This is a genomic window from Chryseobacterium viscerum, assembly GCF_002899945.2.
In the GTDB taxonomy this organism is placed as follows: Bacteria; Bacteroidota; Bacteroidia; order Flavobacteriales; family Weeksellaceae; genus Chryseobacterium; species Chryseobacterium viscerum.
Genome location: NZ_PPEG02000003.1, coordinates 568,935 through 592,815, shown reverse-complemented (window position 1 = coordinate 592,815; position 23,881 = coordinate 568,935). Strand labels below are relative to the sequence as shown.

Sequence of the window (23,881 nt, the reverse complement as noted above, 5' to 3'; positions counted from 1 at the left end):
TTTATAAAGTTACAGAATATTACTTAATTAGAACCAATCTAAACAATGCTTTTCATCATAAAAAAGGCTTTCCTTTCATGATAAGGTCACCCAATTTTTTAAAAAGATTTTTTTTTGAATTTTCAATAATGCCGTAAGGTCTTAATTCCGGACGGAATCCTCTGAAAAATTCTTCAATATTTGGTAATTCCCCTCCTTCAAAATCAAAGATATGAGTTTCGATATTTTCTTTAATCAGATGGTCAATCAATACCGATGCTCCTGATAATTTCACATAATCTTTATCATTAAAATTACCTAAAAGTGCTACCATATTGCAGTCTGTGTAAGTAGCAATTATGTTTACAATCTTACTTTGATAGTAAAAAGCGGTGAACTTCAGATAATCTAACTTGTGAAAACTTTCGAAAATCCTCATGAATTCAGACAGGTCATTGTCTTTGCTGAGTCCTATCGTATTGGCCTCAATAAAAGCTTTTGCGTTGTCATAAGAAATGGTTTGGATTTCCGATTCTTTTAAAACTTCTTCATCCAGCCGAAGCTTTCTTTTTCTTTTGGGAGAATAGTTGGCATATACAGTTTCATAAGGATCAGGATACAATAAAAAATTCTTTTTGATTCTTATTTTAGTACGAAGCTGGTTTACATCATTAAAAGGATACGCTCGGATCATGTAATTTTTTTCCAGAAATTCTAAAAAAGCTTCATTAAGATCTACATCATCTTTGTCTGAAAAAACACCGAGCTGCTGACAAAGTTTCGGGTTGTGTACAATTTTCACTCCATACTTTCTTACAAAAGGCACAGGCATTACTGCTTTGTAATCTTTGTAAACCAGAATTTCCCATGGCATCGTCGAAGTAGTATCTAAAAAGTCTTTTGTAGCAGAATATTTTCTTTGTTCGGAGTTTTCTAAACATTGAGCATATTTTACAAAATCAATTTCATGGTATTTCAATCTTCTAATCATAATAATCCTGCGTCAGAGAAACTAAAATAGGAATCCTGCGTGACAATAATATGGTCTAAAAGCTGGATACTCAACGTTTGTCCTGCTTCTTTTATTTTTTGTGTAATGCTGATATCTTCCCTGCTTGGTTTCAAGCTTCCGGAAGGATGGTTGTGCGCAATGATAATCCCTGTTGAAAAGTGATCCAGTGCTGCTTTGAAAAGAATTCTCACATCTACAATAGATTGGCTGATCCCCCCTTGAGTGAGTTGAGAAACATGTATAACTTTATTGTTGTTGTTTAGAAAAATAGCCCAGAATTCTTCCGTTCTCAAATCAGAAAGCTGATTTCTAAGAATAACATAAGCATCGCTGCTATTTCCGATGATCGTCTTTTCCGGAATTTCCTGTACCGCTTTTCTTCTTCCTATTTCTAAAGCCGAAATGATCGAAATGGCTTTTGTCTCTCCAATTCCTTTGAATTTTATCAGATCTTTAACGGAAAGCAGGCTTAGCTGATGCCAGTTGTTATTGACAGAGGTTAAAATTTTCCTTGCCAGCTCTACCGCATTCTCCTCTCTATTTCCACTTCCCATAATAATAGCCAGTAACTCAGAATCAGAAAGTGAGCTTTTGCCTTTTTGCAAAAACTTTTCTCTGGGTCTGTCATCTTCAGCAAGAAGTTTTATAGCCATGGAAAATATATTATAAATTAATAGAAAGCATATAAAATCACAGGTTTCGTAGACTGATCAATATATTTTGCAGTTTCTTTAAGAGCATTTACAGAAAGCATAGGACATCCTAAGCTTAAACATGCCGGAGTCTGAGATTCAGCATCGGGAATACATCCATAAGAATGAAGAACAATTGCTCTCTGCATGGCATTGCTATTGGTAGAGTCCAGGCCTTTTAAGCGATAGGCTTTTCCAAACTTTCCTACATAACTTTCTCCTATGGCATATTTTCCAAGAGATGACTGATAAGAGCCTTCTGTATTACTAAATTTTAAAGCATCTGAACGTGGAATAACAGAACCTGATCCATGGGAAACAACAGCCTGCTGGACAATTGTATTTTTTTTCAGGTTATAAATGAAGTACCTGTACTTTCCGGAAGGCATTTTAAAATTAATAAAAACAGCCAGTTCCTGATTATACTCTTTTCCTTTAATATAATTTTTAACCTCTGAAATTCTTTCCTGAGGTACGTTCATTGAATTCAACTGTTGAGATTCAACTTTTGAACAGGAAATAAAAATTAAAAAAAGAAAAATAAAGTGTTTCATTATTTGGGTCTGTATACTCCTATTCTATGATCATACCGTCTTTCATAACGAGCTTACGGTCTGTTATTTCTGCAAGATTCGGGTTGTGGGTTACAATTACAAAGGTTTGGTTGTATTTGTCTCTCAGATCAAAAAACAATCTGTGGAGATCATCCGCATTCTTAGAGTCCAGGTTTCCTGTAGGCTCATCTGCAAAAATAATTTTGGGTGAATTGATTAAAGCCCTAGCCACTGCAACCCTTTGTGCTTCTCCACCTGAAAGCTGATTGGGTTTATGCTGCAGTCTTTGTTCTATTTTTAAGTCTTCAAATAAAGCATACGCCTTTTCAAGTGCTTCTTTTTCATTGGCTCCAGCAATTCTCGTCGGGAGCAATACATTTTCCAGTGCGGTAAACTCCGGAAGAAGCTGATGAAACTGAAATACAAAGCCAATATTCTGATTTCTAAATTTCGATAACTGCTTATCATTCATATTAATAAATGACTCTCCTGCTATTTCAATTTCAGTATCATATTTATTGGATTGGCTTGGATGATCCAAAGTTCCTAAAATTTGAAGCAATGTAGATTTACCTGCTCCAGATTCTCCTACAATAGAAACCACCTCGCCCATTTTGATGTGAATATCAACTCCTTTCAGTACTTCTAAATTCCCATAAGATTTATGGATATTTCTTGCTTTAATCATGATTCAAAAATAGTAATTTGATTTTGAAATTCCATCAAAAAATACGGTGATAATTTTGAATTCTCAAATTGGTATTACATTAAAACCTTCCTCAAGATTTGGAAAGTAAATCAAATTTAATGGATTTTATAAATTTTGTTCTTAATGATTATAAGAATTAGACATCAGTAGTAGAATCTACTATCTTATCGCTCTTATTCTTATTTTTCGAAGCTAAAATATTTATGAAATACTGTAGATACTATTTCGTATATCAGCATATCAAATCCCCAATAAACAAAAAAACCTCCCAATTTGGGAGGTTTTATTATGTTCATTTCAGAAAATTACAGTAACAATGTCAATGGACTTTCTAAATATGTTCTTAATGTCTGTAAGAATTGAGCACCTGTAGCTCCATCTACTACTCTGTGGTCACATGCCAATGAAAGTTTCATGGTGTTTCCAACTACGATCTGACCATCTTTAACGATTGGTTTCTCGATAATTGCTCCTACTGAAAGGATTGCAGAGTTAGGTTGATTGATGATACTTGTAAATGTTTCGATTCCGAACATTCCTAAGTTAGAAATAGAGAATGTAGATCCTTCCATTTCATTAGCCTTAAGACCTTTGCTTTTTGCTCTTGAAGCCATATCTTTTACAGATGCAGAAATCTGAGTATACGTCATCTGATCTGTATTTTTCAATACAGGAACTACCAATCCGTCAGGAATAGCTACTGCTACACCAATGTTGATATTTCCTCTGTGAATGATCTTATCACCAGCCCAGCTTGAATTTACCTGAGGGTGTTTTCTTAAAGCAATTGCAGTCGCTTTAATGATCATATCATTGAAAGAGATCTTAGTATCAGGTAAAGAATTGATTTCTTTTCTTGCCTCAATTGCTTTATCCATGTTGATCTCAACCATCAGATAGTAGTGAGGCGCAGAGAATTTACTTTCAGCAAGACGTTTTGCGATAATATTTCTCACCTGAGAGTTTTGAGTCTCTGTATCTTCACCCTGTACGAAGTTTACTGCAACAGGAGCAGCGCTTGCTGCAGGAGCTGAAGCAGCTGGTTTCGCAGCTGGCTGATAGTTTTCAATATCTTTTTTAACGATTCTTCCGTTTTCACCAGATCCCTGAACACTGTTGATGTCAACCCCTTTATCCTGAGCCATTTTCTTAGCCAGTGGAGAGATTGCCACTCTGTCAGAAGATGAAGCGTCAGCAGCCGGAGCAGCTTTTTCTTCTGTTTTCGCTTCTGATTTTTGTTCAGCTGGTTTTTCAGTTGACTGAGCAGCAGCTTTTGGAGCACCTACCGCAGAAATATCAGTTCCTGCAGGGCCAATAATGGCTAATACAGAATCAACAGGAGCAGCTCCTCCTTCTTCTACACCTTGCTTCAATAATACTCCATTGAATTCAGATTCGAAATCCTGTACTGCTTTATCTGTTTCGATCTCAGCAAGAAGGTCACCTTCTTTTACTGTATCGCCTACATTTTTATGCCATTTAGCTACCTTACCTTCTGTCATTGTATCAGAAAGTCTAGGCATTGTAATAACTTCTACTCCAGCCGGAACTTCTGCCGCAGCAGATTCAGTTACAGGAGCCTCAGCTTTAGGTTGTTCTTCGGATTTTTTTTCTTCAGAACCTGCACTTGGAGCAGCAGCTCCGCCTGTCAATCCTGAAATATCTTCTCCTTCATTACCGATAATTGCTAAAACAGAGTCTACAGCAGCAGCACCTCCTTCTTCTACACCTACGTATAAAAGGGTACCTTCTATCTCAGATTCGAAATCCTGAACTGCTTTGTCAGTTTCAATTTCAGCTAAAATATCTCCTTCTTTTACTTTATCTCCAACTTTTTTATGCCATTTTGCCACTTTACCTTCCGTCATAGTGTCGGATAGGCGGGGCATCGTAATTACTTCTGCCATAATTTTCTAATATGATAATTTGTTAATGTGATGACGTGAGAATTAAAAAATTTAATTCATTTTCAAATTCTCAAATTATCTAATTATTAATTTTCTAATTTGTCTAGGAATGGATAATTTTCCTGAGCGTATACATATTCATAGATCTTATCAACCTCTGGATAAGGAGAGTTTTCCATAAATTCGATACATTCGTCAACGAAGTCTCTTGATTTATTATCCGTAGCTTCCAATTCTGCTTCTGTAGCCCATCCGTTTTCTAAAATTCTGTGCTTTACAAGCTCGATTGGGTCATCATTTTTATGAATAGCTACCTCTTCTTTAGATCTGTATGGCTCAGCATCAGACATAGAGTGTCCTCTGTAACGGTAAGTTCTTGCTTCAATGAATGTAGGACCGTCTCCTCTTCTTGCTCTTTCAATAGCTTCATAAGCAGCTTCTGCTACTTTTTCAGGATCCATTGCATCTACGGCAAGGCAAGGCATTTCGTATCCTAATCCTAATTTATAGATATCTTCGTGGTTGGCAGTTCTTTTTACAGAAGTTCCCATTGCATATTGGTTGTTTTCTACAACAAATACTACAGGCAGCTTCCAGTTCATAGCCATGTTGAATGTCTCATGTAAAGAACCTTGTCTTGCAGCACCATCTCCAAAGAAACAGATGTTCACTGCTTTTCTGTCAAAATATTTATCTGCGAAAGCAATACCTGCTCCTAAAGGAATTTGTCCTCCAACGATACCGTGTCCTCCATAAAAACGGTGTTCTTTACTGAAAATGTGCATAGATCCACCCATACCTCCGGATGTTCCTGTAGCTTTACCACAAAGTTCAGCCATGATTCTTTTAGGATCCACTCCCATCGCCATTGGATGAATGTGGCATCTGTAAGCAGTAATCATACTATCCTTTGTAAGATCCATCGCATGCGTGAATCCAGCAGGGATAGCTTCCTGACCATTATACAAATGTAAAAAACCTCTGATCTTTTGTTTTAGGTAAAGAGAACGGCATTTGTCTTCAAACCTTCTCCACATTGTCATATCTTCATACCACTTCAGGTATACCTCTTTAGAAAATTCTTTCATGTGTTAGCTCTTGCTTTTTTATGATGAAATAGTTGAGCAAAATTATGAAAAAAACTTCGTTTTTATTCTATACATAGATAACTTTTCGTTTTTTCTGTAAAATCTATTTGCGCGCTGAATGGATTATTCTTAATTTTCGAGCCTTTGATGTGCCCATGAAGCACCGTCCCATCTGTTATTTCTCTACTGTCATATATAAGGAACAAGCCTATCTATGTGCCTTTTCTGAAATAGTAAAAGGGACAGAAATATCAGAAATTCATGACTCTTTATCCCTCCAATTCTTTCTCCTTTAATTATTGTTAACATAACTTTTGGTCATTTCGGCAGCTTCTTTTCAGGGGGAATTCTATCAACTTCAAGTTTCTGTCTTTAGTATTATGAATGAATTTAATATAAAAATTAAAAAGATCTTTATTAAGATCAAAACACTTATAAATATACACTTACATAGTTATTACATCCTTCCTATTGATGTATATTCATTTGATTTTTGAGGTTATAGTAGTATATTTGGTTTTTAAACTAAAATATGGAAGAAAAGCAGTCTTCGTTACTACACAAGATTTCAAAAGTCATCTCTGATTTTTTCAATCCTTTGGTCTCTCTGATCATTTTTTTTGTATACATGAGCGTTAGAGAATACACCCTTAAAGATTCTTTACTCTATTTCCTTCCAGTGTTATCAATGATCATTATTCCCGTTGTCATATGGCTTGTGTGGAATGTGAAGACGGGAAGATATACCAATATGGATGTATCCAACCGGGTTCAAAGGAAAACCCTTTATATATTTATTGCAGTCTGTGTAATTGCTTATCTTATTTTCAATTATATCAGAAACGGATCTATTGATCTTATCATGCTGTTTATTTTAATCCTTCTTTTTGCTCTTCAGATCAGCAATCTTTATATCAAAAGTTCGATGCATACTGCATTCAACATATTTGTAGCTGCCTTATTTTTCTCATTGGGCTGGAAAATGGGACTTGCGTGGCTGGGAATCGCTATTTTGGTGGGAATTACCCGCGTTATTTTAAAAAGACACACCATAAAAGAAGTATTTATGGGTGCTGGAATAGCTTTTATGGTATCTTTTATTTACCTTTATTGCAATATTCAATTTCAACATTAGAATACTCTATGAAAATAAATCATCTTACCGCCGCAGAGGAAAACTTTATGAAGCTGTTTTGGAAAATGGAATCTTTCTATCTGAAGGATGTTATGGAGCAGCATCCGGAACCAAAACCACACCAGAACACGGTTTCCACTTATTTGAAAATATTAGTTGAAAAAGGCTATCTATCAACAGTAAAAGAAGGAAGAATCTTCAAATATACTGTCCTTGTTCCTTTGACAGAGTATAAAAAATTCCTATTGAAAGAACTTTCGCGCAACTTTTTTAATGATTCAGGAAAAGAAATTCTGGAACTTCTATTAAGTGAAAAATTGATCTCCCAGGAAGATATGAAAGGACATTTTGATCTTAAAATCGAAATAAAACCAGCCAAAATTGAAGAACCTAAATTTGAAATTGCTGAAGAAATTTTAAGTCCAAAAAAAGAGAAAAAGACCAAAGTAAAAGAGAAAGACAAGGATAAAGACAAAAAGAAAAAAAAGAAAAAGGATTAACCTACATTCCAAAAACACCAAATCATGAAAACAAAATTCCAGGAAACTATAAGCCGGGCCAATGAAGTCATTTTCCGATATCCAATAATTCTGGTAATGGCTTTATTAGCATCTATTGGTGCCATTTGTATTGCTGAAAGTAACTTTGACGAAGGTACCGTATACATCAGATTTACTATTTGTGCCTGTCTCGGAATTTCCCTGATGTTTGCATTGAAAATGTTATCTCAGAGAATCGGGAAAGAATTACTGTTACACGCATCAGGTATTGCTTTTCTTATAGGATTCTATTGTATTCTCCCTGATAAAAAGAATAATTTTACAGAAGTTTACGTTTATATCATTGCCATCACATCTCTTCTCTTCCACTTATTGGTTTCTTTTGTTCCGTTTCTGGAGAAAGATCGTGAACTTAGATTTTGGCAGTACAATAAAAATCTCTTTGTCAATTTCTTTCTTACGGTTGTATTTACAGGCGTTTTGACCGGTGGAGTTGAATTGGCGATCGTAGCTGTTGATAATCTTTTTGATTTTCATTTTCACCACAGGGCGTATACGGATACATTCTTTGTTCTGGCTATTTTTGGAAGCAGTTTTATTTTTCTCTTATTTAATGATAAAGGTTTAAATAATCTCGAAAAAAACGGAACTTATCCTGTGGTTTTAAAGTTTTTCACTCAGTTTATTCTCATTCCATTACTCCTTATATATGCCGCTATTCTTTATTTCTATTCTGCTAAAATATTAATCAACTGGCAGCTTCCAAGAGGCTGGGTTTCTTACCTTATTTTAGCCTACAGCACCGTTGGCATCCTGGCGCTGCTGCTTGTACATCCATTAAAAGAGGAAAATGCGAAATCCTGGGTCAGAATATTTTCAAAGGTATTTTACTATACCATTGTTCCTTTGATTATCCTTCTTTTCACTGCTATTTTTACAAGAATCTTAGAATACGGATATACAGAACCAAGGTATTTTGTACTGATGCTTGCTCTCTGGCTGTTGAGTATTGTTATTTACTTTATTTTTAATAGAAAGGCTACCATAAAGTTTATTCCGGTCAGTTTATTTCTGTTTGGTGCTTTTGCTTTAATTTTTCCTTATTTCAATGCCTTTAGTGTAGCTCAAAGAAGTCAGAAAACAGAACTGATGAATATTTTAAGTAAAAATCAATTAATCAGTGGTGACAAAATTAATTTTAACAAGAAAGTAACTGATACAATACGTACTGAAATAGGTGATAAATTTGAATTTCTAGCCGAAAGAAAGCAAGGGGAATTTTTATCAAATCTTCTGAACCAAAAAGATCAGACTGAATTATCAGATAATATTGAAAAGGGGGCATTTTATGGTATCAAATATGATATCCAGAACAAATTTTCAGATGTCAATATCACTTCAAAAAACAAACCGTACGAAGTGAATAGAATTGTTCTCGTTTCTGAAAAACAGATCATGGAAATTGCAAACTATCAATATTTATTATCCTTCCCACGCTACGGCAGAGATCCGCAAAAGCTGAACGAAGATCAGTTTGGAATCATCGATCAATTAACAGAGAAATCATCATTAAAACTAACGTTAAACGCTAAGGAAGAAATAGATTTTGGACCCCAAATCATCAAATTATTTGAAGTCAATAAAAATAAAACCGGAACTGTAAAAGTCCCTGATATTGCTATGGAATCCGATTTGGGAAAATACCATATTAAACTTATTTTTAATGAAATCACACGGGAGAAATATTCCGATGATAATCTTGTCAGCATTTATTACGACAATGCTTATCTTCTTATAAGATTAAAATAATATATCATAAAAAAGACTGCCACAAGGACAGTCTTTTTTTATTTTTTTTAGAAATATAAGTTTCTCTTATCTCTGAGTCCCTGAACTCCAGACTGGAGAATAGTTTCCATAGATTACTAAATTTCCATCATCTTGTACAGTAAGTTTAGTACCTCCTCTTCTGGAAGTATTAGAACTCCATACAGATTTGTTGTAAGAATCATAAATTACCAGATTTCCATCATTCTGAAATTCTGCTCTGCTTCCTTTATTATCTGTACCTGTTCCCCAGATCGGGTCACCATTATTATTTGACAAAACAAGATTCCCATCATTTTGGAAAAGTAGATAATAGTTACGGTTAGAAGAGAAAAGTTTTTCACCTTTTCGGAATCTATGTCCGGTATCTACAGAACCGTTACCACGTCCATAGTCATTATTGTTTCCACTTCCGTTTTTTGAAGCCCACAAAGCATTAGATCCATTGTAAACGACAAGGTTACCATCATCCTGAATCGTCAATTTATCAGCTCTTCTTCCGTTGGTACTGGTACTGAAAGCGACTCCATTTCCTGGTGTATACACTACAAGATTACCATCTTCCTGAAAGATTGCCTTCACTCCTCTGTTGGCTGTTTTTGAATCCCAGATTGAAGCACCGGCTCTATTGTATAAAACCAGGTTACCATCATTTTGGAAAATCAGATAATATCGGTTGTTATTCGCCCAATATTTTCTGTTTTGTTCTATTGTCTGCCCAGTGTAAATGTTTTGTGCATTGATTAATAATCCACCAAACACCATCATTAATGCTAATAAATGTTTTTTCATTATAATTATTTTTCGATTGATTGATAATTTTCTAAAATTATGCCAAAACACCTCAATATTTCAATCCTAACTCTAATTAAATGATTGACTGGAAATTAAATTCCATAAAAAAAGCGGCTTAAAAGCCGCTTCATATTTTTTACCAACGATTTCCGCCTCCGCTACGGTTGTTGTTACCACCGCCATAGCCTCCGCCTCTATTGTTGTTACCTCCGCCGTAACCTCCACCTCTGTTGTTGTCGAAGCTTCTTCTTGGTTTTTCTTCTCTTGGCTTAGCTTCAGATACGTTTAGAGCTTTTCCGTTGAATTCTTTCTGGTTAAGAGCTTCAATAGCCTGCTGTCCTTCTTCATCACCCATCTCTACAAAACCGAAACCTCTGGAACGACCAGTTTCTCTGTCTGTAACGATTTTAGCTGATGATACATCACCAAATTCTGCGAATAGATCGTGCAACTCATACTCTTTAGTTGCGTAATTGATGTTTGAAACAAAAATGTTCATTTTAAAATAAATTAAAAAATTAATAAAAATTTGGTATATAAAAGAAAAGCAACATAAATTAATGAACAAATATTGATTCCAAATATAAACGTATGCAAGATACAATTAAAATAATCAAATCCAAGCTTTTTTTACATATTTCTCACATTATGTTGAATCGAAGCAGTAGAAAGTCTTCAAAAACAACTATAAACACCTGATTATCAATTAAATAAATCCAAATAAATGGTTTAGTTAAAATTATTTAATATTTCAAATAAAATCATAAAAAACATAAACAGCATACTATCCATTATGCCAATACCATTATTGAAGCAGCTGAAAACAGCCCATTTTCTCAGGCAATAACACCTTGAAGACGATTACCGGTCTTCACTATGAAAAACTCATAAAATCTGTATTAATATTCATCAGACGATATTATTTTTGAATATTATGTTATTAAATATGATATTTCAGATAATGAAAAACACAAAGAAAGTGAAAAATTCTTTTCCAATGGTCAGACATACCTCCTCTGTTCTCTTTTAGCTTTAAAATACAAATCTAGAATTTATTATAATAGGAAGGGAAAAAATAGCTCTGTTTACCATAGACAACAAGGAATATCAAACATGGCTCAATGATACTTCTGAAGCCAAAACAAAAGCCATGTGTTCCAAAAGAAAATGATTGAGAAAATGAATCATCCTTTTCGGATCAATAAATGCTATTCTTTTGAAAAGATCAGCTTTTAACACTAAATTTGTACTGCAAATTAAAAAGACATGAACTACCATACCAGAAAATGGGTAAAACCCGAAGATCTAAACCCAAACCATTCACTTTTCGGAGGAAGACTCCTTCAATGGATCGATGAAGAAGCAGCCCTTTATGCTATCATCCAGTTGGAAAACACAAAAGTGGTAACGAAATTTATCTCTGAAATTAACTTTGTCAGCTCTGCCAAACAGGGAGACATTATAGAAATAGGAATTGAAGCTACCCATTTCGGATCTTCCTCTATTGCTTTAAGGTGTGATGTACGAAACAAAATGACCCATCAAACCATTATTACCGTAGATAAAATTGTAATGGTAAACCTTGATGCAGAAGGTAACCCTGCTCCTCATGGAAAAACCCAGATCGAATTTGTAAAAGACAGGTTAAACGGAAACCTATGAAAATTTTCATAAAAAATATGGTCTGCAACAGATGCATTGCGGCAGTGGAAAACATTTTCCGTGATGCAGATGTAAAGATAAACGTTGCCGTATTAGGTGAAATAGAAACCGATTCTGAAATATCCCCTGATACAATGCAGATCATAGAAAAACAACTGTTGGATACAGGTTTTGAAAGAATCATGGATTCTGCTCATCAACTTGTTGAAAAAATTAAAAATCTAATCATTGTAAAGGTTAGCGAGCTTGATGTTTCTGAAGATTTTCTGCTATCAGAATTTTTAAGTTCAAAACTTCATAAGGATTACAGCGCTCTTTCAAAAACGTTTTCACAAAATGAAAATATTACATTAGAACAGTTCTTCATCCTTCAGAAAATTGAAAAGGTAAAAGAACTTCTTCTGTATAATGAATTCAATCTTACCGAAATTGCAGGAAAGCTTGGCTACAAAAGTGTTCAGCATCTCTCTTCGCAATTCAGGAATGTAACCGGGTTTACTCCCACTGAGTTCAAAAAATTGAAAGAGCACAACCGCAAAGCACTTGACAATCTTTAATAATATCCTTGAGAGTTTGAGTACTGGGAATTTTTCATGTAATTAAAACACAAACATTTTACTCCTCACCCTAATACACTCAAACTCTCCCACCTCCCAATCTCCCACCCTCCAACCTCTCCCTCTCCTAATTTTATAACTATTATCCTTAAATTTATAACAGCCTTAGAATTCCATTTTGGAAATTTGTACTATAAATTTAAGAATCATGGACCAACAGTATAAAATACTCGGAATGACCTGTTCCGGCTGCCAGAAAAAGATATCCAATCAACTGAACAGTATTGATGGTGTTAAAGCCGATGTAAATCTGGAAAACAATACCGCAACAATCACTTCTGATCATGGAGTGAAACTTTCAGTTTTAAATGATGCTTTGGCGGAAATAGGAAAATACAGACTTGAAGATCCCAATAATCCTGAGAAAGGTTTTGTAAAACCTCAGGACCGGGTATCTCCGTCTTCAGTATACTATTGTCCAATGGAATGCGAAGGAGATAAAGTATATTTCAAACAGGGTGAAAGATGTCCTGTCTGTAAAATGTACCTCGTACCTATTGAAGAAAAACTGGCCAAAGATCCTAATCATAAACCAACTTATTCAGCAACCAATCTTCCTGAAAATTTTAAAGACAGTATCGGAAAATACTACTGTCCAATGTTTTGCGAGGGTGATAAGGTATATGATGAAAAAGGAGAATGCCCGGTTTGCCATATGGACCTGGAGCCGATTACTGAAGAGCTTGCACAAAAAGCAGACTCACATCACTCTCATTCCCATTCTCATCATGAGCATCACGGCCATCATCATGAGGCTCCAAAAGTGACTGATGAAATGGCTGGCAGATACTATTGCCCCATGTATTGTGAAGGGGATAAAACCTATGATTCTAATGTAGGATGTCCCGTTTGCGGAATGGACCTTGTAAAATATCCGGAAAAGAAAGTGGCAAAATATACCTGTCCGATGCATCCGGAAATCATCCGTGACGAACCGGGAGACTGCCCGATCTGTGGGATGGATCTCGTAAGAATGCCTGACAGCAGTGATGATGATGAAGATGAAACCTATACTATATTAAAGAGAAAGTTCATTGCTTCATTAGCATTTACTATTCCTGTTTTTATTCTTTCCATGGGAGGAATGTTTATCAATTTCCCTTTCTCACATCAGATTCAGGGGTTCATTGAACTTGCTCTGACTCTTCCGGTGATGTTTTATTCCGGCTGGTTCTTATTAAAAAGAGGATGGGTTTCTTTTAAAACATGGAATCTTAATATGTTCAGCCTTATTGTTTTAGGCGTAGCAGCAGCATTTATCTTCAGTATTGCAGCTTTAATTTTCCCTGATATTATTCCGCATGAGATCCGTGGTCATAATCATGAAATTCCGTTGTATTTTGAAGCGGTCTGTGTGATTTTAACCCTTGTTATCTTAGGTCAGTTAATGGAAGCTGCAGCCCATAAAAAAACTGGAAATGCCATCAAAGAATTAATGAACCTTTCCCCCGATGAAGCCAATCTCATGGTAAATGGTGAAGAAAAAAGAGTTCTGCTTTCTCAGGTAAAAATAGGAGACTTACTAAAGGTAAAACCCGGTGAAAAAATTCCGGTAGATGGAAAAATTACGGAAGGAAATTCTATAGTAGATGAAAGTATGATTACCGGAGAGCCGATCCCTGTTGAAAAAAGTGTAGATGACAAGGTCTCTTCGGGAACGATAAATGGTAATCAGGTATTCATCATGAAAGCGGAAAAAGTAGGTGATGAAACATTGCTTTCACAGATCATTAAAATGGTGAATGAAGCCAGCCGAAGCAAAGCTCCTATCCAGAAGCTGACAGATAAGGTTTCAAAAGTATTTGTTCCTGTGGTCATCCTTATTGCTGTGCTTACTTTTATTCTATGGCAGTTTTTCGGACCGGAAGGAAAAAGAAGCTTATTTGCTTTCGTAAATGCTGTTGCGGTCTTAATCGTCGCATGTCCTTGTGCCCTTGGACTGGCGACTCCAATGTCATTAATGGTAGGAATCGGGAAAGGTGCTAAAAACGGAATCCTGATCAAAAATGCTGAAGCTCTTGAGCAGATGCATAAAGTAAATATTTTAATCACTGATAAAACAGGAACTTTAACAGAAGGAAAACCTTCCGTAGAATATATTGAAACGGTAGATCATGAATATAAGAATCAGATTTTAAAACTGGCCTTTTCATTGAATCAAAATTCCGAACATCCGCTTTCCAATGCCGTTATAAAGAGAGCAAAAGAAGAAAATATAACCGTAGAAAAAGTAGATCAGTTTGAAAACATTTCTGGAAAAGGAATAAAAGGAAACATTAATGGTAAAACCACCTATTTAGGAAATGAAAACCTGTTGACGACCCATCAGATCCAGATTCCGGAGACTTTAAAACAAAAAGCGATAGAAGTACAGTCAAAAGCCCACACGATTTCTTATATCGCACAGGATCAGCAGGTGCTTGGCTTCATAAGCTTTACAGATAAAATCAAAGAAAGCTCTAAAAAAGCAGTGAAACAGCTGATGAGCGAAGGTATCGATGTAATCATGATGACCGGTGATAACGAGCATACCGCCAAAGCTGTAGCCGATGAATTAGGAATCAAACATTTCAAAGCCAATTGCCTTCCTGAGGATAAACTGAATGAAGTAAAAAAACTACAGCAGCAAGGTAAAATCGTTGCTATGACCGGAGATGGGATCAACGACTCCCCTGCTCTTGCCCAATCCAATATCGGAATTGCGATGGGAACAGGAACGGACGTAGCGATTGAAAGTGCCGAAATCACTTTATTACAAGGAGATATTCTAGGAGTGGCAAAAGCAAAACTACTCAGTGAAAAGCTTCTCAAAAATATTAAAGAAAATTTATTCTTCGCATTTATCTATAATGTGTTGGGAGTTCCGGTAGCGGCAGGATTATTGTATCCATTCTTTGGAATTCTCTTATCACCAATGATAGCTGCAGCGGCGATGAGCGTCAGCTCTTTATCTGTGATTCTGAATTCGTTGAGATTAAACTCAGTGGATCTGAATATAAAATAACAGTATGAAAAAAGGAAGTCTTTACATAGGATGTTCAGGATTTTATAATAACGACTGGAAAGGGTCTTTATATCCTGAAAATACACCTGGTAAAGACTTTCTTTCTTTATATTCAAAAACTTTCAACGCAGTAGAGATCAATTCTACCTTTTACAGGAAACCTACAGCAAAAACACTTCAGAAGTGGTACGATGAAACACCTGAGGCATTCAGGTTCTTTATTAAAATTCCAAAATCCATCACTCACGAAAACCGACTTGAAAATTCTAAAGAAGAAATCGCAGTATTCTGCAATCATATTCAAAGCAATCTGAAAGAGAAGCTATCCGGATTTCTATACCAATTTCCCCCTTCCTTTAAAAACACGCCAGAAAATACAGAACGTATTATCAATAGTATGGATCATGCTTTTCTGAATGTGATTGAATTCCGTCACCGCTCATGGTGGCAAAAAGAAGTTTTTGATCTTTTAAAAGCCCATAATATTGTTTTTTCCGGTGTCAGTTTTCCGGGTGATCTTCCTGAAGACATCATCATCAATCATCCCCAAACCCTCTATTACAGACTTCATGGAAAACCCATGCTTTACAAATCAGAATACAGCGAAAATTTCATGAATGAGCTCGCTGAAAAAATTAAGAATCATAAACAGACCCTTTTTATTTTTTTCAATAATACATGGGGAACCGCTGCTATTCGAAATGCCTTGTATTTAAAAAGTATTTTAGAATAGAACCGGTTATCTTCTTTTCCAATTTTCTAATTTTTGTTAAAATAAAAATAATTCCCCACTCTATGAAAATATTTTTAATTCAACATAAATAGAGAAAGACTATTGGTTTCACATTTATAAATGTTAAAATTTAAAGAAAAGAAAAACATACATTTACAATTGGGGTTTAAAAGGAAAATTGCCTTACAATAAAGTTCTTAAAATAAGCTTAAAAAGAAAAATAAGTGTACAGCATGGCATATAATTTGTTAACTTTCAATTGTTATTTTTAACGATTTTTAACAATTTAAAATTCCATTATCTTTATGAAAAAAATTTTTGCAGGAAAGTCAAAAAATGCGACTTTTCTCGGGGTGTTTGCATTGGTGAGTGCAACTTCAGTTTTATTGAACAGCTGTAATTTCAAGAATGAGGTGAATGACCCCGTCGTCAATTCACAAGAACATCCTGCCGCAGAAATAGTTCCTAAAATGGATGATGAAAATGTAGACCCGGATAAAAGAGTGATCTACCTTACCTTCGATGATGGTCCCAATCAGGGAACCGAAAATCTTTTAAAAATCCTTGACAAAAGAAATGTTTGTGCAACTGCCTTTTTGGTGGGAAAACACGCCTATGGAAGCAAGAAACAGAAAGATGACTTACTGCTTCTGAAGCAAAATCCACTGATAGAGCTGGCGAATCACAGCTTTACTCATGCCCACAACAAATACACCGATTTTTATAAAAATGCTGATGCTGTAGTTCATGATTTTGATATCGCCAAAGACAGCCTGAAGCTTTCAGATAAAATAGCAAGAACTCCGGGAAGAAATATCTGGAGACTCAATAATATTAACGTAACCGATATCAAAAGCTCCACGGCCTCAGCAGACGGTCTTAAAAAAGCAGGTTATAAAGTGATCGGCTGGGATCTTGAATGGAGACCTTCCCAAAAAATGACTTTAAAAGGAAGCCATGAAGCGATGATCAAGAAAGTAGACAGTATTTTCTTTAACGACCTTGAAAAAACGTCAAGACATCTTGTTTTCCTTACCCACGACCAATATCTAAGAGATGCAGATTCTATCAACGAGCTGGATATGTTTATTGAAAAATTGCAGAAAAGGAACAGGTTTGTTTTCAGAAAAATCTCTCAGTATCCTAAGATCAATGAAGTTTTGAATTAAAACATCTGGCTGGAAAATCCAGACTCCACAACCTTAAACTTTAATCCCCTGAGCTTTGAACCTTCGGGGAATTTTCGGAAATTTGCATCTATGAGTATTAAAGAAAATTACATCGCTATAAAAGATCAGTTGCCATCCGGCGTTCAGCTGGTTGCTGTTTCGAAAACACATCCGGCTTCTGCCGTTCAGGAAGTGTATGATCTGGGACAAAAAGTTTTTGGAGAAAATAAGGTGCAGGAACTGATGGAGAAGTCCCCTCTTCTTCCTGATGATATCCAATGGCATCTGATCGGTCATTTGCAGACCAATAAGGTCAAGTACATTGCTTCTTTTATTGATACCATACAAAGTGTGGATTCTGAAAAATTATTGGCAGAAATCAACAAGGAATCTGGAAAACACAACAGAGTCATTAAAGTTCTTTTGCAGGTAAAAATTGCGGCGGAAGAAAGTAAATTTGGCCTTGAAATTTCAGAAGCTAAAGACCTGTTTCAACAATATGCTGAAGGTAAATTTCCCAATATTGAAATTACCGGCTTAATGGGAATGGCAACATTCACGGATGATGAACAGCAGGTAAGAAATGAGTTTTTAATACTGAAGGGTCTTTTTGATGAATTAAATCAACTAAAAACATTGAATACCTTATCAATGGGAATGAGTGATGATTTCCCGGTAGCCATTGAGTGCGGGGCTAATTCTGTGAGGGTTGGATCTGCCATTTTTGGGAGACGAGACTACTCAAAATAGAATATTTAGGTATGGTTTTTGCTAATAATTGAAACAAAAAATTTAAATTTGCAACTATGCAAAAAATCCTTATAGTAGAAGACGAAAAAGCAATCTCAGGAGTACTTCATAGTATTCTTTCGGATGAACTAACCGATTATGAATTTGTTATCGCAGAAGATGGCCTTGAAGGTTACAAACAGGTAGAAAAAGAAGATTTCGCATTGGTGATTTCTGATATCAAAATGCCTAAACTTTCAGGAACAGAGCTTTTGAAGCAAAGTCTCGCATTAAAACCAGAAACTACTTTTATCATGATCTCAGGCCACGCAGATATTGATTCTGCTGTTTCCTGTTTGAAAGAGGGCGCATACGATTTTATCTCCAAGCCAATTGACATCAACAGATTGATCACGAGTGTGAAAAATGCATTGGTTAAGGAAACTTTGAAGAAAGAAAACAAAAATCTTCAGACCGAAAATAAAACCTTAAAGAAGAAAGTCAACAAAAAATACCAGATGATCGGTACCTCTCCTGCTCTTCAAAAGATCCAGGATATGATCGAAAAGGTAGCCGTGTCTGACGCCAGAGTTCTGATCACAGGACCCAATGGTGCCGGAAAAGAATTGGTTGCTCATGCTATCCACAATCAAAGTGAGCGTGCAAGAGGCCCGATGATAGAGGTAAACTGTGCTGCAATTCCGTCTGAGCTTATTGAATCTGAACTTTTCGGACACGTAAAAGGATCTTTTACGGGTGCTATTAAAGATAAACAAGGAAAATTTGAGCAGGCTAACGGTGGTACGATCTTCCTTGACGAGATTGGAGATATGAGCCTTATTGCTCAGGCAAAGGTATTGAGAGCTCTTCAGGAAAGCAAAGTTTCTCCTGTGGGAAGTGATAAAGAAATCAAAGTTGATGTAAGAGTAATTGCAGCAACGAATAAAAATATGCAGAAGGAAATTGAAGAAGGAAAATTCAGAGAAGACCTTTACCACAGACTTTCTGTTATTGAAATCTATGTTCCACCATTGGATGAAAGAAAAGAAGATATCAAATTATTGGTTGACCATTTTTCAGGTATGATTGCTGATGAACATGGTACTGCTATGAAAAAGTTTGATGATAAAGCTATTGACGCTTTAAAAGTTCTTTCATGGACTGGAAATATCAGAGAATTAAGAAATGTCGTTGAGAGGTTAATTATTCTTGGTGGAAACACTGTTTCTGAAAGTGACGTTGCAAGTTTTGTAAGGAAATAATAGACGATATTATTTACGATATTATAAAAATTTGCAGTGTACTCACTGCAAATTTTTTTTTGCCCCTATTTAATTTATAAACTATATGAATCTTAAAATATTATGAACTTTTTAAACAAAAACTATACGAAAGAATGCCTGACTTTGGCTCTGCCTGTAATGCTTACTCAGGTGGGGCAAGTTTCGGTAAACTTATTCGATAATATTATTGTCGGACAACTCTTGGGTGCTGATGCACTGGCATCCGTTTCATTGGGGAATGCTGTATTTTTCTCCATATTTGTATTAGCACTGGGCTTCTCATTCGCGATTCCTCCATTGGTTTCGGAAGCACACTCAAAAGAAGATCATGCAACCATCAATTCTGTATTTAGCCACGGATTTATCATCAATATGTCTGTTGGGGTTATTCTGATGGTCATTTTACTGATGGGTATGCCACTCCTCAATCACTCCGGACAACCTGCCAAGATCATTCCGGACACCGTAAGCTTCCTAAGTATCATGGTGGTCAGTATGATCCCAATTATGGCGTTTCAGACCCTTCGTGAAGTTTCTGAAGGGCTATCTTATACTATTGGCGTTACCAAGGCAACTATTATTGCCAATATCATCAATATTGCCTTAAACTATGTTTTCATCAAAGGACTTTGGGGAATTCCGGCAATGGGGGTACAGGGATCCGCACTGGCAACCTTGATTTCCAGAATTTTCATGGTGGTTTTCCTTTATTTTGTTTTGGTAAAAGAAGAAAGAACAAGACGTTATATCAAAGATTTCTCTTTAAAAGTTCAGGATTTTTCAAAACAGATGTTTGATAAAATGGTAAGACTGGGATTACCTACGGCTTTACAAATGTTTTTTGAAGTAACTGCTTTTGCCGGGGCAGCATTTATCTGCGGATTGATTTCTGCTCATGATATTGCTTCTCACCAGATCGCTTTAAGTATGGCTTCCTTTACCTTCAACTTATGTGTAGGGTTCAGTGTTGCCTCTACCGTAATGATCGGTAGAAAATTGGGTGAGCAGAACTTTGTTGAACTGAGAAAAGTAGGAATCAACAACCTGAAAATTGCTTTTATCTTCATGTGTATCTGTGGATTGGTATTTATTTTGGGCAGAAACATACTCCCTACTTTCTTTACGAAAAAAGAAGAAGTGGAAGTGATTACCTTGGCTTCAAAACTAATGATTATCGCCGCTTTATTCCAGCTTTCTGACGGAGTACAGGTAACGGCCTTAGGAATGCTGAGAGGATTACAGGATGTGAAAATCCCATCAATCTATACTTTCATTGCTTATTGGGTGATCACCATTCCTTTAGGATATTTCTTATGTGTAACCCTTGAAATGGGAGCATTTGGAATGTGGATCGCACTCGGATTAGGATTGACAGTATCGGCTGTTTTCCTGGTGAAACGATTCTTGAATATGTCTGCTAAAAGAATTAAGCAGAATTCATAAAATAAAAATATAAGTAAATATTGACGCAGAGTTTTTTAGCTCTGCGTTTTTTATTGAATTTTATTACTTTTAATTTAGTAACTATGAAAATAAAAAATAACTGATGGAATTAAGTACAGAACAACTTCGGAGTCATTCAATCAGTTTTGATATGGCTGTATCAAGGCTGAAGATTATTATCAAAGGGCTAAACGATGCCCTGACATATCTGAGATGTGAAGAACTAGGTATTGATTGGTGGGGAACTATCAATGAAAAATATGAACATGAATCAATATACAATCTAGCCATTTTAGCTTTTGAACACTATTTAGAAACAATATTAACGGATTTTAAAATTTTTGATGAAGAAGACAACTCTCAACTCTACTACTCAGAACCCAATATTTCACTAATTTTCATCCTGGCAAAGTATATAAAAAACGAGCTGGAGTTCCCGCAAAAAGCTTTAAACCATTACAACTTAAATATTCATGATTATCCTGTCTACAATGGGATTATTGCATTAAATCCCCAAAAAGATCTTGAGGAGATTATTAAACAAATGCAAAATTGGAGGAATAAAATTATTAATATATATTATCAGAAATGAGAACAAAATAGCTCTACAGAGTAAAAATTAAAGATGCTTCAAGGTTGAACCAGCCTCTTTTATATTCTCTCGCAGATCTTACGGATTATGCAGATTTTCATAACATATAAGTGTTGCATAAATCAATCTATCCTCTTTCCTAAAATCTTCAAACTTCTTTCCACACCATCCAGAACAGCTACATTAGGAAGACTTCCCCAATCTTCAAAACCAAAGTTTCTGAAAAGTTTCAAACTCGGTTCATTATGAAGGAAAATAAGTGCTACCAGATTTTTTACTCCAAATTTTCCAGCATTATCAATACAGTATTGAAGAATGGTTTTACCGTATCCTTTTCCTCTACAATTTTCATCCAGATAAATACTTACCTCTACTGTACCGTTATATGCGGCTCTTTCATGGAATGAACTGAAGCTTACCCATCCAATGATTTGATCCTGGTCATCTTCAACAACCCAAAGTGGTCTTGTCTGAGGATTATGTTCATCAAACCATTTTAGTTTGCTTTCTACAGAGACTTCTTCCATATCTGCAGTCACCATTCTTGAAGCAATTGTTGAATTATAGATGGCTACGATTTTGTTTAAATCAGCCAATTCAGCATTTCTGAATTTTAATTTTTCCATGAAGATAATATTCAACTTAATTTTATGCAAAAATACTAAATTTTAAAAACACCCCTTTAAAATTTAATTATTTTATCAAATTTTAATATTAAAAAGAAACACACCCCTAAGATCAATCATACTTCAGCTAAAAATAGGATTAAAATAAAATCTTTCTTTGTTGGAAATCGCGAAGGCGCAATGATTTAAACAGTTGATGTTTTTTAAGACGCAAAGATTTTATCTTCGATAAAATTGAATATTGCTAATTTTTACTGCTCGCTGATTATGTAAATTTTGCAGGTTATAATAGAAAGATCTGCAAAATCTCCTCAATCAACGAGGAAAAATTAATCTCCCTTTTATTTGCTGAAAATTTTCGATTTTCTTACTCTTTAAAAATTTCAAATATGGATTGAAAAAACTTTGCGCCTTTGCGATTTTCCAACAAAGTTATTTCAAATCCTTTAAGATTCTATTCAAGCTTCTTACTGTAATTCCCAGATAGGCCGCCATGTCCTCTTTAGAAATCTGAATGCCTTGCTTGGACTGCATATTCAGTAATTGTGTTAAAGTATGTTCTACTGTATATAGTTGTTGATAGGATGCCCTGCTGGAAGTATTGATAATCCTTTCTGCGAATGAATCCAGTAATAAATGATTCAGGGTAAGATCATTTTTAATCAAAGATTTAAAATAAGAAATATTCGTTTCATAAACGGTTACTTCAGATACTGCTTTCACCCCGCATAAACAGTTGATATTTTTAATCAATTCTACTTCTCCAAGGATTTCACCGTTTCCAAGAAATTCAACAATATATTCCTTTCCGTTTTCTTCGGTAAAATAACATTTGGCTATTCCTTCTTTGATCAACATAACCTTTGACAGCGGCTGATCTTGTATCAATATATTTTCATCCTGGGAAAAAGACTTTACGATGATCTCTTCCCCAACTTTCTGCTTATGATAAAGTTCTTCAAAATAACTTGAAAATGCCTGATTTGTTCGTAACATATGAATCCAGGACAAATGTCCTTTGCTTATTTATTTTTTATTCTGAATTTTGAGGACAGAAAATTACAAAACAAAAATGAATAATCATATTACAACGATAGCCTTTGATGCAGACGATACGCTTTGGATCAATGAGCCTTATTTTCAGGAAGCAGAAAAAGAATTCTGTATATTGCTTGAAGACTATCTGCCACAGCATTCTGTGTCACAGGAATTGTTTAAAACAGAAATGCAGAATCTTCATTTATACGGTTACGGAGTAAAAGGATTCATGCTTTGTATGGTTGAAACCATCGGCAGAGTTTCCAACAATACAGCGTCCCTAGAACTGGTAAACAAAGCGATCCAACTTGGCCATAACCTTCTTCAAAAGCCCATTGAATTGTTGGATGGGGTTACAGAGACTCTTGAAACCTTAAAGGGAAAATACAGACTGGTTGTCGCCACAAAAGGAGATCTTCTGGATCAGGAACGCAAACTGAAAAATTCAGGATTACAGGACTATTTCCATCACATTGAGATCATGAGTGATAAGAAAGAAAATGACTACAAAAAACTCCTTAAACATCTGGACTGCCAGCCTGAGAACTTTTTGATGCTTGGAAATTCTATAAAGTCCGATATTTTGCCGGTATTGGAAATCGGTGGATCTGCAGCTCATATTCCTTATCACGTCACATGGAGCCATGAACAGCATGATGTTAACCTGGAACATCCGAATTTTATGGAGCTTAAAAATATTGATGAGATCCTGAAGTTTCTTTATTAAGGAGGATTAAAAGGGTAAGATCATTAAGATGAGCTTCGCTTTAAGCAAGTATATTTAGAT

General features: G+C 35.4%; 24 protein-coding genes. 14 read left to right on the top strand and 10 right to left on the bottom strand.

The features are described 5' to 3' along the window. Positions 1–55 precede the first annotated feature (55 nt). The 6 genes from C1634_RS09235 to pdhA form a co-directional block, all read right to left on the bottom strand. Entirely contained in the window at positions 56–970 is a 915-nt protein-coding gene (locus C1634_RS09235) for a hypothetical protein (protein ID WP_109738285.1), read from the bottom strand. Then, positions 967–1,644 carry a RadC family protein gene (gene radC, locus C1634_RS09230; protein WP_109738284.1) on the bottom strand — a complete coding sequence of 226 codons (678 nt, stop codon included), beginning with the start codon at positions 1,642–1,644 and terminating at the stop codon, positions 967–969. Before radC ends, C1634_RS09235 begins: the two co-directional genes overlap by 4 nt. Positions 1,645–1,661: 17 nt before the next feature. Next, positions 1,662–2,165 carry a murein L,D-transpeptidase catalytic domain-containing protein gene (locus C1634_RS09225; RefSeq protein WP_228410039.1) on the bottom strand — a complete coding sequence of 168 codons (504 nt, stop codon included), beginning with the start codon at positions 2,163–2,165 and terminating at the stop codon, positions 1,662–1,664. A 91-nt stretch (positions 2,166–2,256) separates the two neighbouring features. After that, the gene (locus tag C1634_RS09220; protein ID WP_103232842.1) at positions 2,257–2,925 is read right to left on the bottom strand and encodes an ABC transporter ATP-binding protein; all 669 of its coding nucleotides are present in this window, start codon (positions 2,923–2,925) and stop codon (positions 2,257–2,259) included. A gap of 326 nt (positions 2,926–3,251) precedes the next feature. Beyond that, positions 3,252–4,853, bottom strand: coding sequence for a pyruvate dehydrogenase complex dihydrolipoamide acetyltransferase (locus C1634_RS09215; RefSeq protein ID WP_109738283.1), 1,602 nt, complete (start codon positions 4,851–4,853; stop codon positions 3,252–3,254). A gap of 86 nt (positions 4,854–4,939) precedes the next feature. Continuing rightward, the gene (gene pdhA / locus C1634_RS09210; protein WP_103232844.1) at positions 4,940–5,941 is read right to left on the bottom strand and encodes a pyruvate dehydrogenase (acetyl-transferring) E1 component subunit alpha; all 1,002 of its coding nucleotides are present in this window, start codon (positions 5,939–5,941) and stop codon (positions 4,940–4,942) included. 532 nt (positions 5,942–6,473) lie between these two features. Between pdhA and C1634_RS09205 the strand changes: the two genes are divergently transcribed. The 3 genes from C1634_RS09205 to C1634_RS09195 are packed head-to-tail and all read left to right on the top strand — an operon-like array spanning position 6,474 to position 9,385. Continuing rightward, complete coding sequence (locus C1634_RS09205) at positions 6,474–7,076, top strand: phosphatase PAP2 family protein (protein ID WP_103232845.1); 603 nt, start codon at positions 6,474–6,476, stop codon at positions 7,074–7,076. Between the two features lie 8 nt (positions 7,077–7,084). Next, complete coding sequence (locus C1634_RS09200; RefSeq protein WP_103232846.1) at positions 7,085–7,576, top strand: BlaI/MecI/CopY family transcriptional regulator; 492 nt, start codon at positions 7,085–7,087, stop codon at positions 7,574–7,576. A gap of 24 nt (positions 7,577–7,600) precedes the next feature. Further along, complete coding sequence (locus tag C1634_RS09195) at positions 7,601–9,385, top strand: DUF4153 domain-containing protein (RefSeq protein ID WP_103232847.1); 1,785 nt, start codon at positions 7,601–7,603, stop codon at positions 9,383–9,385. Positions 9,386–9,451: 66 nt separating this feature from the next. Here C1634_RS09195 and C1634_RS09190 read toward each other — a convergent pair whose 3' ends face one another. Both C1634_RS09190 and C1634_RS09185 read right to left on the bottom strand, forming a co-directional pair. Further along, positions 9,452–10,195: a curculin domain-containing protein gene (locus C1634_RS09190; protein WP_103232848.1), complete on the bottom strand. Its 744-nt coding sequence runs from the start codon at positions 10,193–10,195 to the stop codon at positions 9,452–9,454. 139 nt (positions 10,196–10,334) lie between these two features. After that, positions 10,335–10,697, bottom strand: coding sequence for an RNA recognition motif domain-containing protein (locus C1634_RS09185; protein ID WP_109738282.1), 363 nt, complete (start codon positions 10,695–10,697; stop codon positions 10,335–10,337). A gap of 419 nt (positions 10,698–11,116) precedes the next feature. Between C1634_RS09185 and C1634_RS26515 the strand changes: the two genes are divergently transcribed. The 10 genes from C1634_RS26515 (at position 11,117) to C1634_RS09140 (ending at position 21,430) form a co-directional block, all read left to right on the top strand. Beyond that, positions 11,117–11,323, top strand: a complete 207-nt coding sequence (locus C1634_RS26515; RefSeq protein ID WP_394337097.1) for a DUF6157 family protein — start codon at positions 11,117–11,119, stop codon at positions 11,321–11,323. A gap of 141 nt (positions 11,324–11,464) precedes the next feature. Beyond that, the gene (locus tag C1634_RS09180) at positions 11,465–11,860 is read left to right on the top strand and encodes an acyl-CoA thioesterase (RefSeq protein WP_103235690.1); all 396 of its coding nucleotides are present in this window, start codon (positions 11,465–11,467) and stop codon (positions 11,858–11,860) included. Then, a complete protein-coding gene (locus C1634_RS09175) occupies positions 11,857–12,417 on the top strand; it encodes a helix-turn-helix domain-containing protein (protein WP_103235689.1) in 561 nt (186 codons plus the stop codon). Before C1634_RS09180 ends, C1634_RS09175 begins: the two co-directional genes overlap by 4 nt. A 208-nt stretch (positions 12,418–12,625) precedes the next feature. Continuing rightward, on the top strand, positions 12,626–15,481 hold the full coding sequence (locus C1634_RS09170) for a heavy metal translocating P-type ATPase (protein WP_109738281.1): 2,856 nt from the start codon (positions 12,626–12,628) through the stop codon (positions 15,479–15,481). Positions 15,482–15,485: 4 nt separating this feature from the next. Continuing rightward, the gene (locus C1634_RS09165; protein WP_109738280.1) at positions 15,486–16,214 is read left to right on the top strand and encodes a DUF72 domain-containing protein; all 729 of its coding nucleotides are present in this window, start codon (positions 15,486–15,488) and stop codon (positions 16,212–16,214) included. Positions 16,215–16,519: 305 nt separating this feature from the next. Next, complete coding sequence (locus C1634_RS09160; protein WP_103233604.1) at positions 16,520–17,383, top strand: polysaccharide deacetylase family protein; 864 nt, start codon at positions 16,520–16,522, stop codon at positions 17,381–17,383. A 90-nt stretch (positions 17,384–17,473) separates the two neighbouring features. Beyond that, on the top strand, positions 17,474–18,133 hold the full coding sequence (locus C1634_RS09155) for a YggS family pyridoxal phosphate-dependent enzyme (protein ID WP_103233605.1): 660 nt from the start codon (positions 17,474–17,476) through the stop codon (positions 18,131–18,133). Positions 18,134–18,189: 56 nt separating this feature from the next. Then, entirely contained in the window at positions 18,190–19,374 is a 1,185-nt protein-coding gene (locus C1634_RS09150; protein WP_109738279.1) for a sigma-54-dependent transcriptional regulator, read from the top strand. 102 nt (positions 19,375–19,476) lie between these two features. Then, positions 19,477–20,838: an MATE family efflux transporter gene (locus C1634_RS09145; RefSeq protein ID WP_103233606.1), complete on the top strand. Its 1,362-nt coding sequence runs from the start codon at positions 19,477–19,479 to the stop codon at positions 20,836–20,838. Positions 20,839–20,941: 103 nt separating this feature from the next. Next, complete coding sequence (locus C1634_RS09140; RefSeq protein WP_103233607.1) at positions 20,942–21,430, top strand: hypothetical protein; 489 nt, start codon at positions 20,942–20,944, stop codon at positions 21,428–21,430. A 122-nt stretch (positions 21,431–21,552) separates the two neighbouring features. Here the strand turns inward: C1634_RS09140 and C1634_RS09135 are convergent, their stop codons facing one another. After that, positions 21,553–22,056, bottom strand: coding sequence for a GNAT family N-acetyltransferase (locus C1634_RS09135; RefSeq protein WP_109738278.1), 504 nt, complete (start codon positions 22,054–22,056; stop codon positions 21,553–21,555). 432 nt (positions 22,057–22,488) lie between these two features. Further along, positions 22,489–23,052, bottom strand: a complete 564-nt coding sequence (locus C1634_RS09130; protein ID WP_103233608.1) for a Crp/Fnr family transcriptional regulator — start codon at positions 23,050–23,052, stop codon at positions 22,489–22,491. A gap of 76 nt (positions 23,053–23,128) precedes the next feature. Here C1634_RS09130 and C1634_RS09125 point away from each other — a divergent pair, with 76 nt between their 5' ends. Next, positions 23,129–23,821 (top strand): HAD family hydrolase, encoded by a 693-nt coding sequence (locus tag C1634_RS09125; protein ID WP_103233609.1) that lies wholly within the window; start codon positions 23,129–23,131, stop codon positions 23,819–23,821. Positions 23,822–23,881 lie beyond the last annotated feature (60 nt).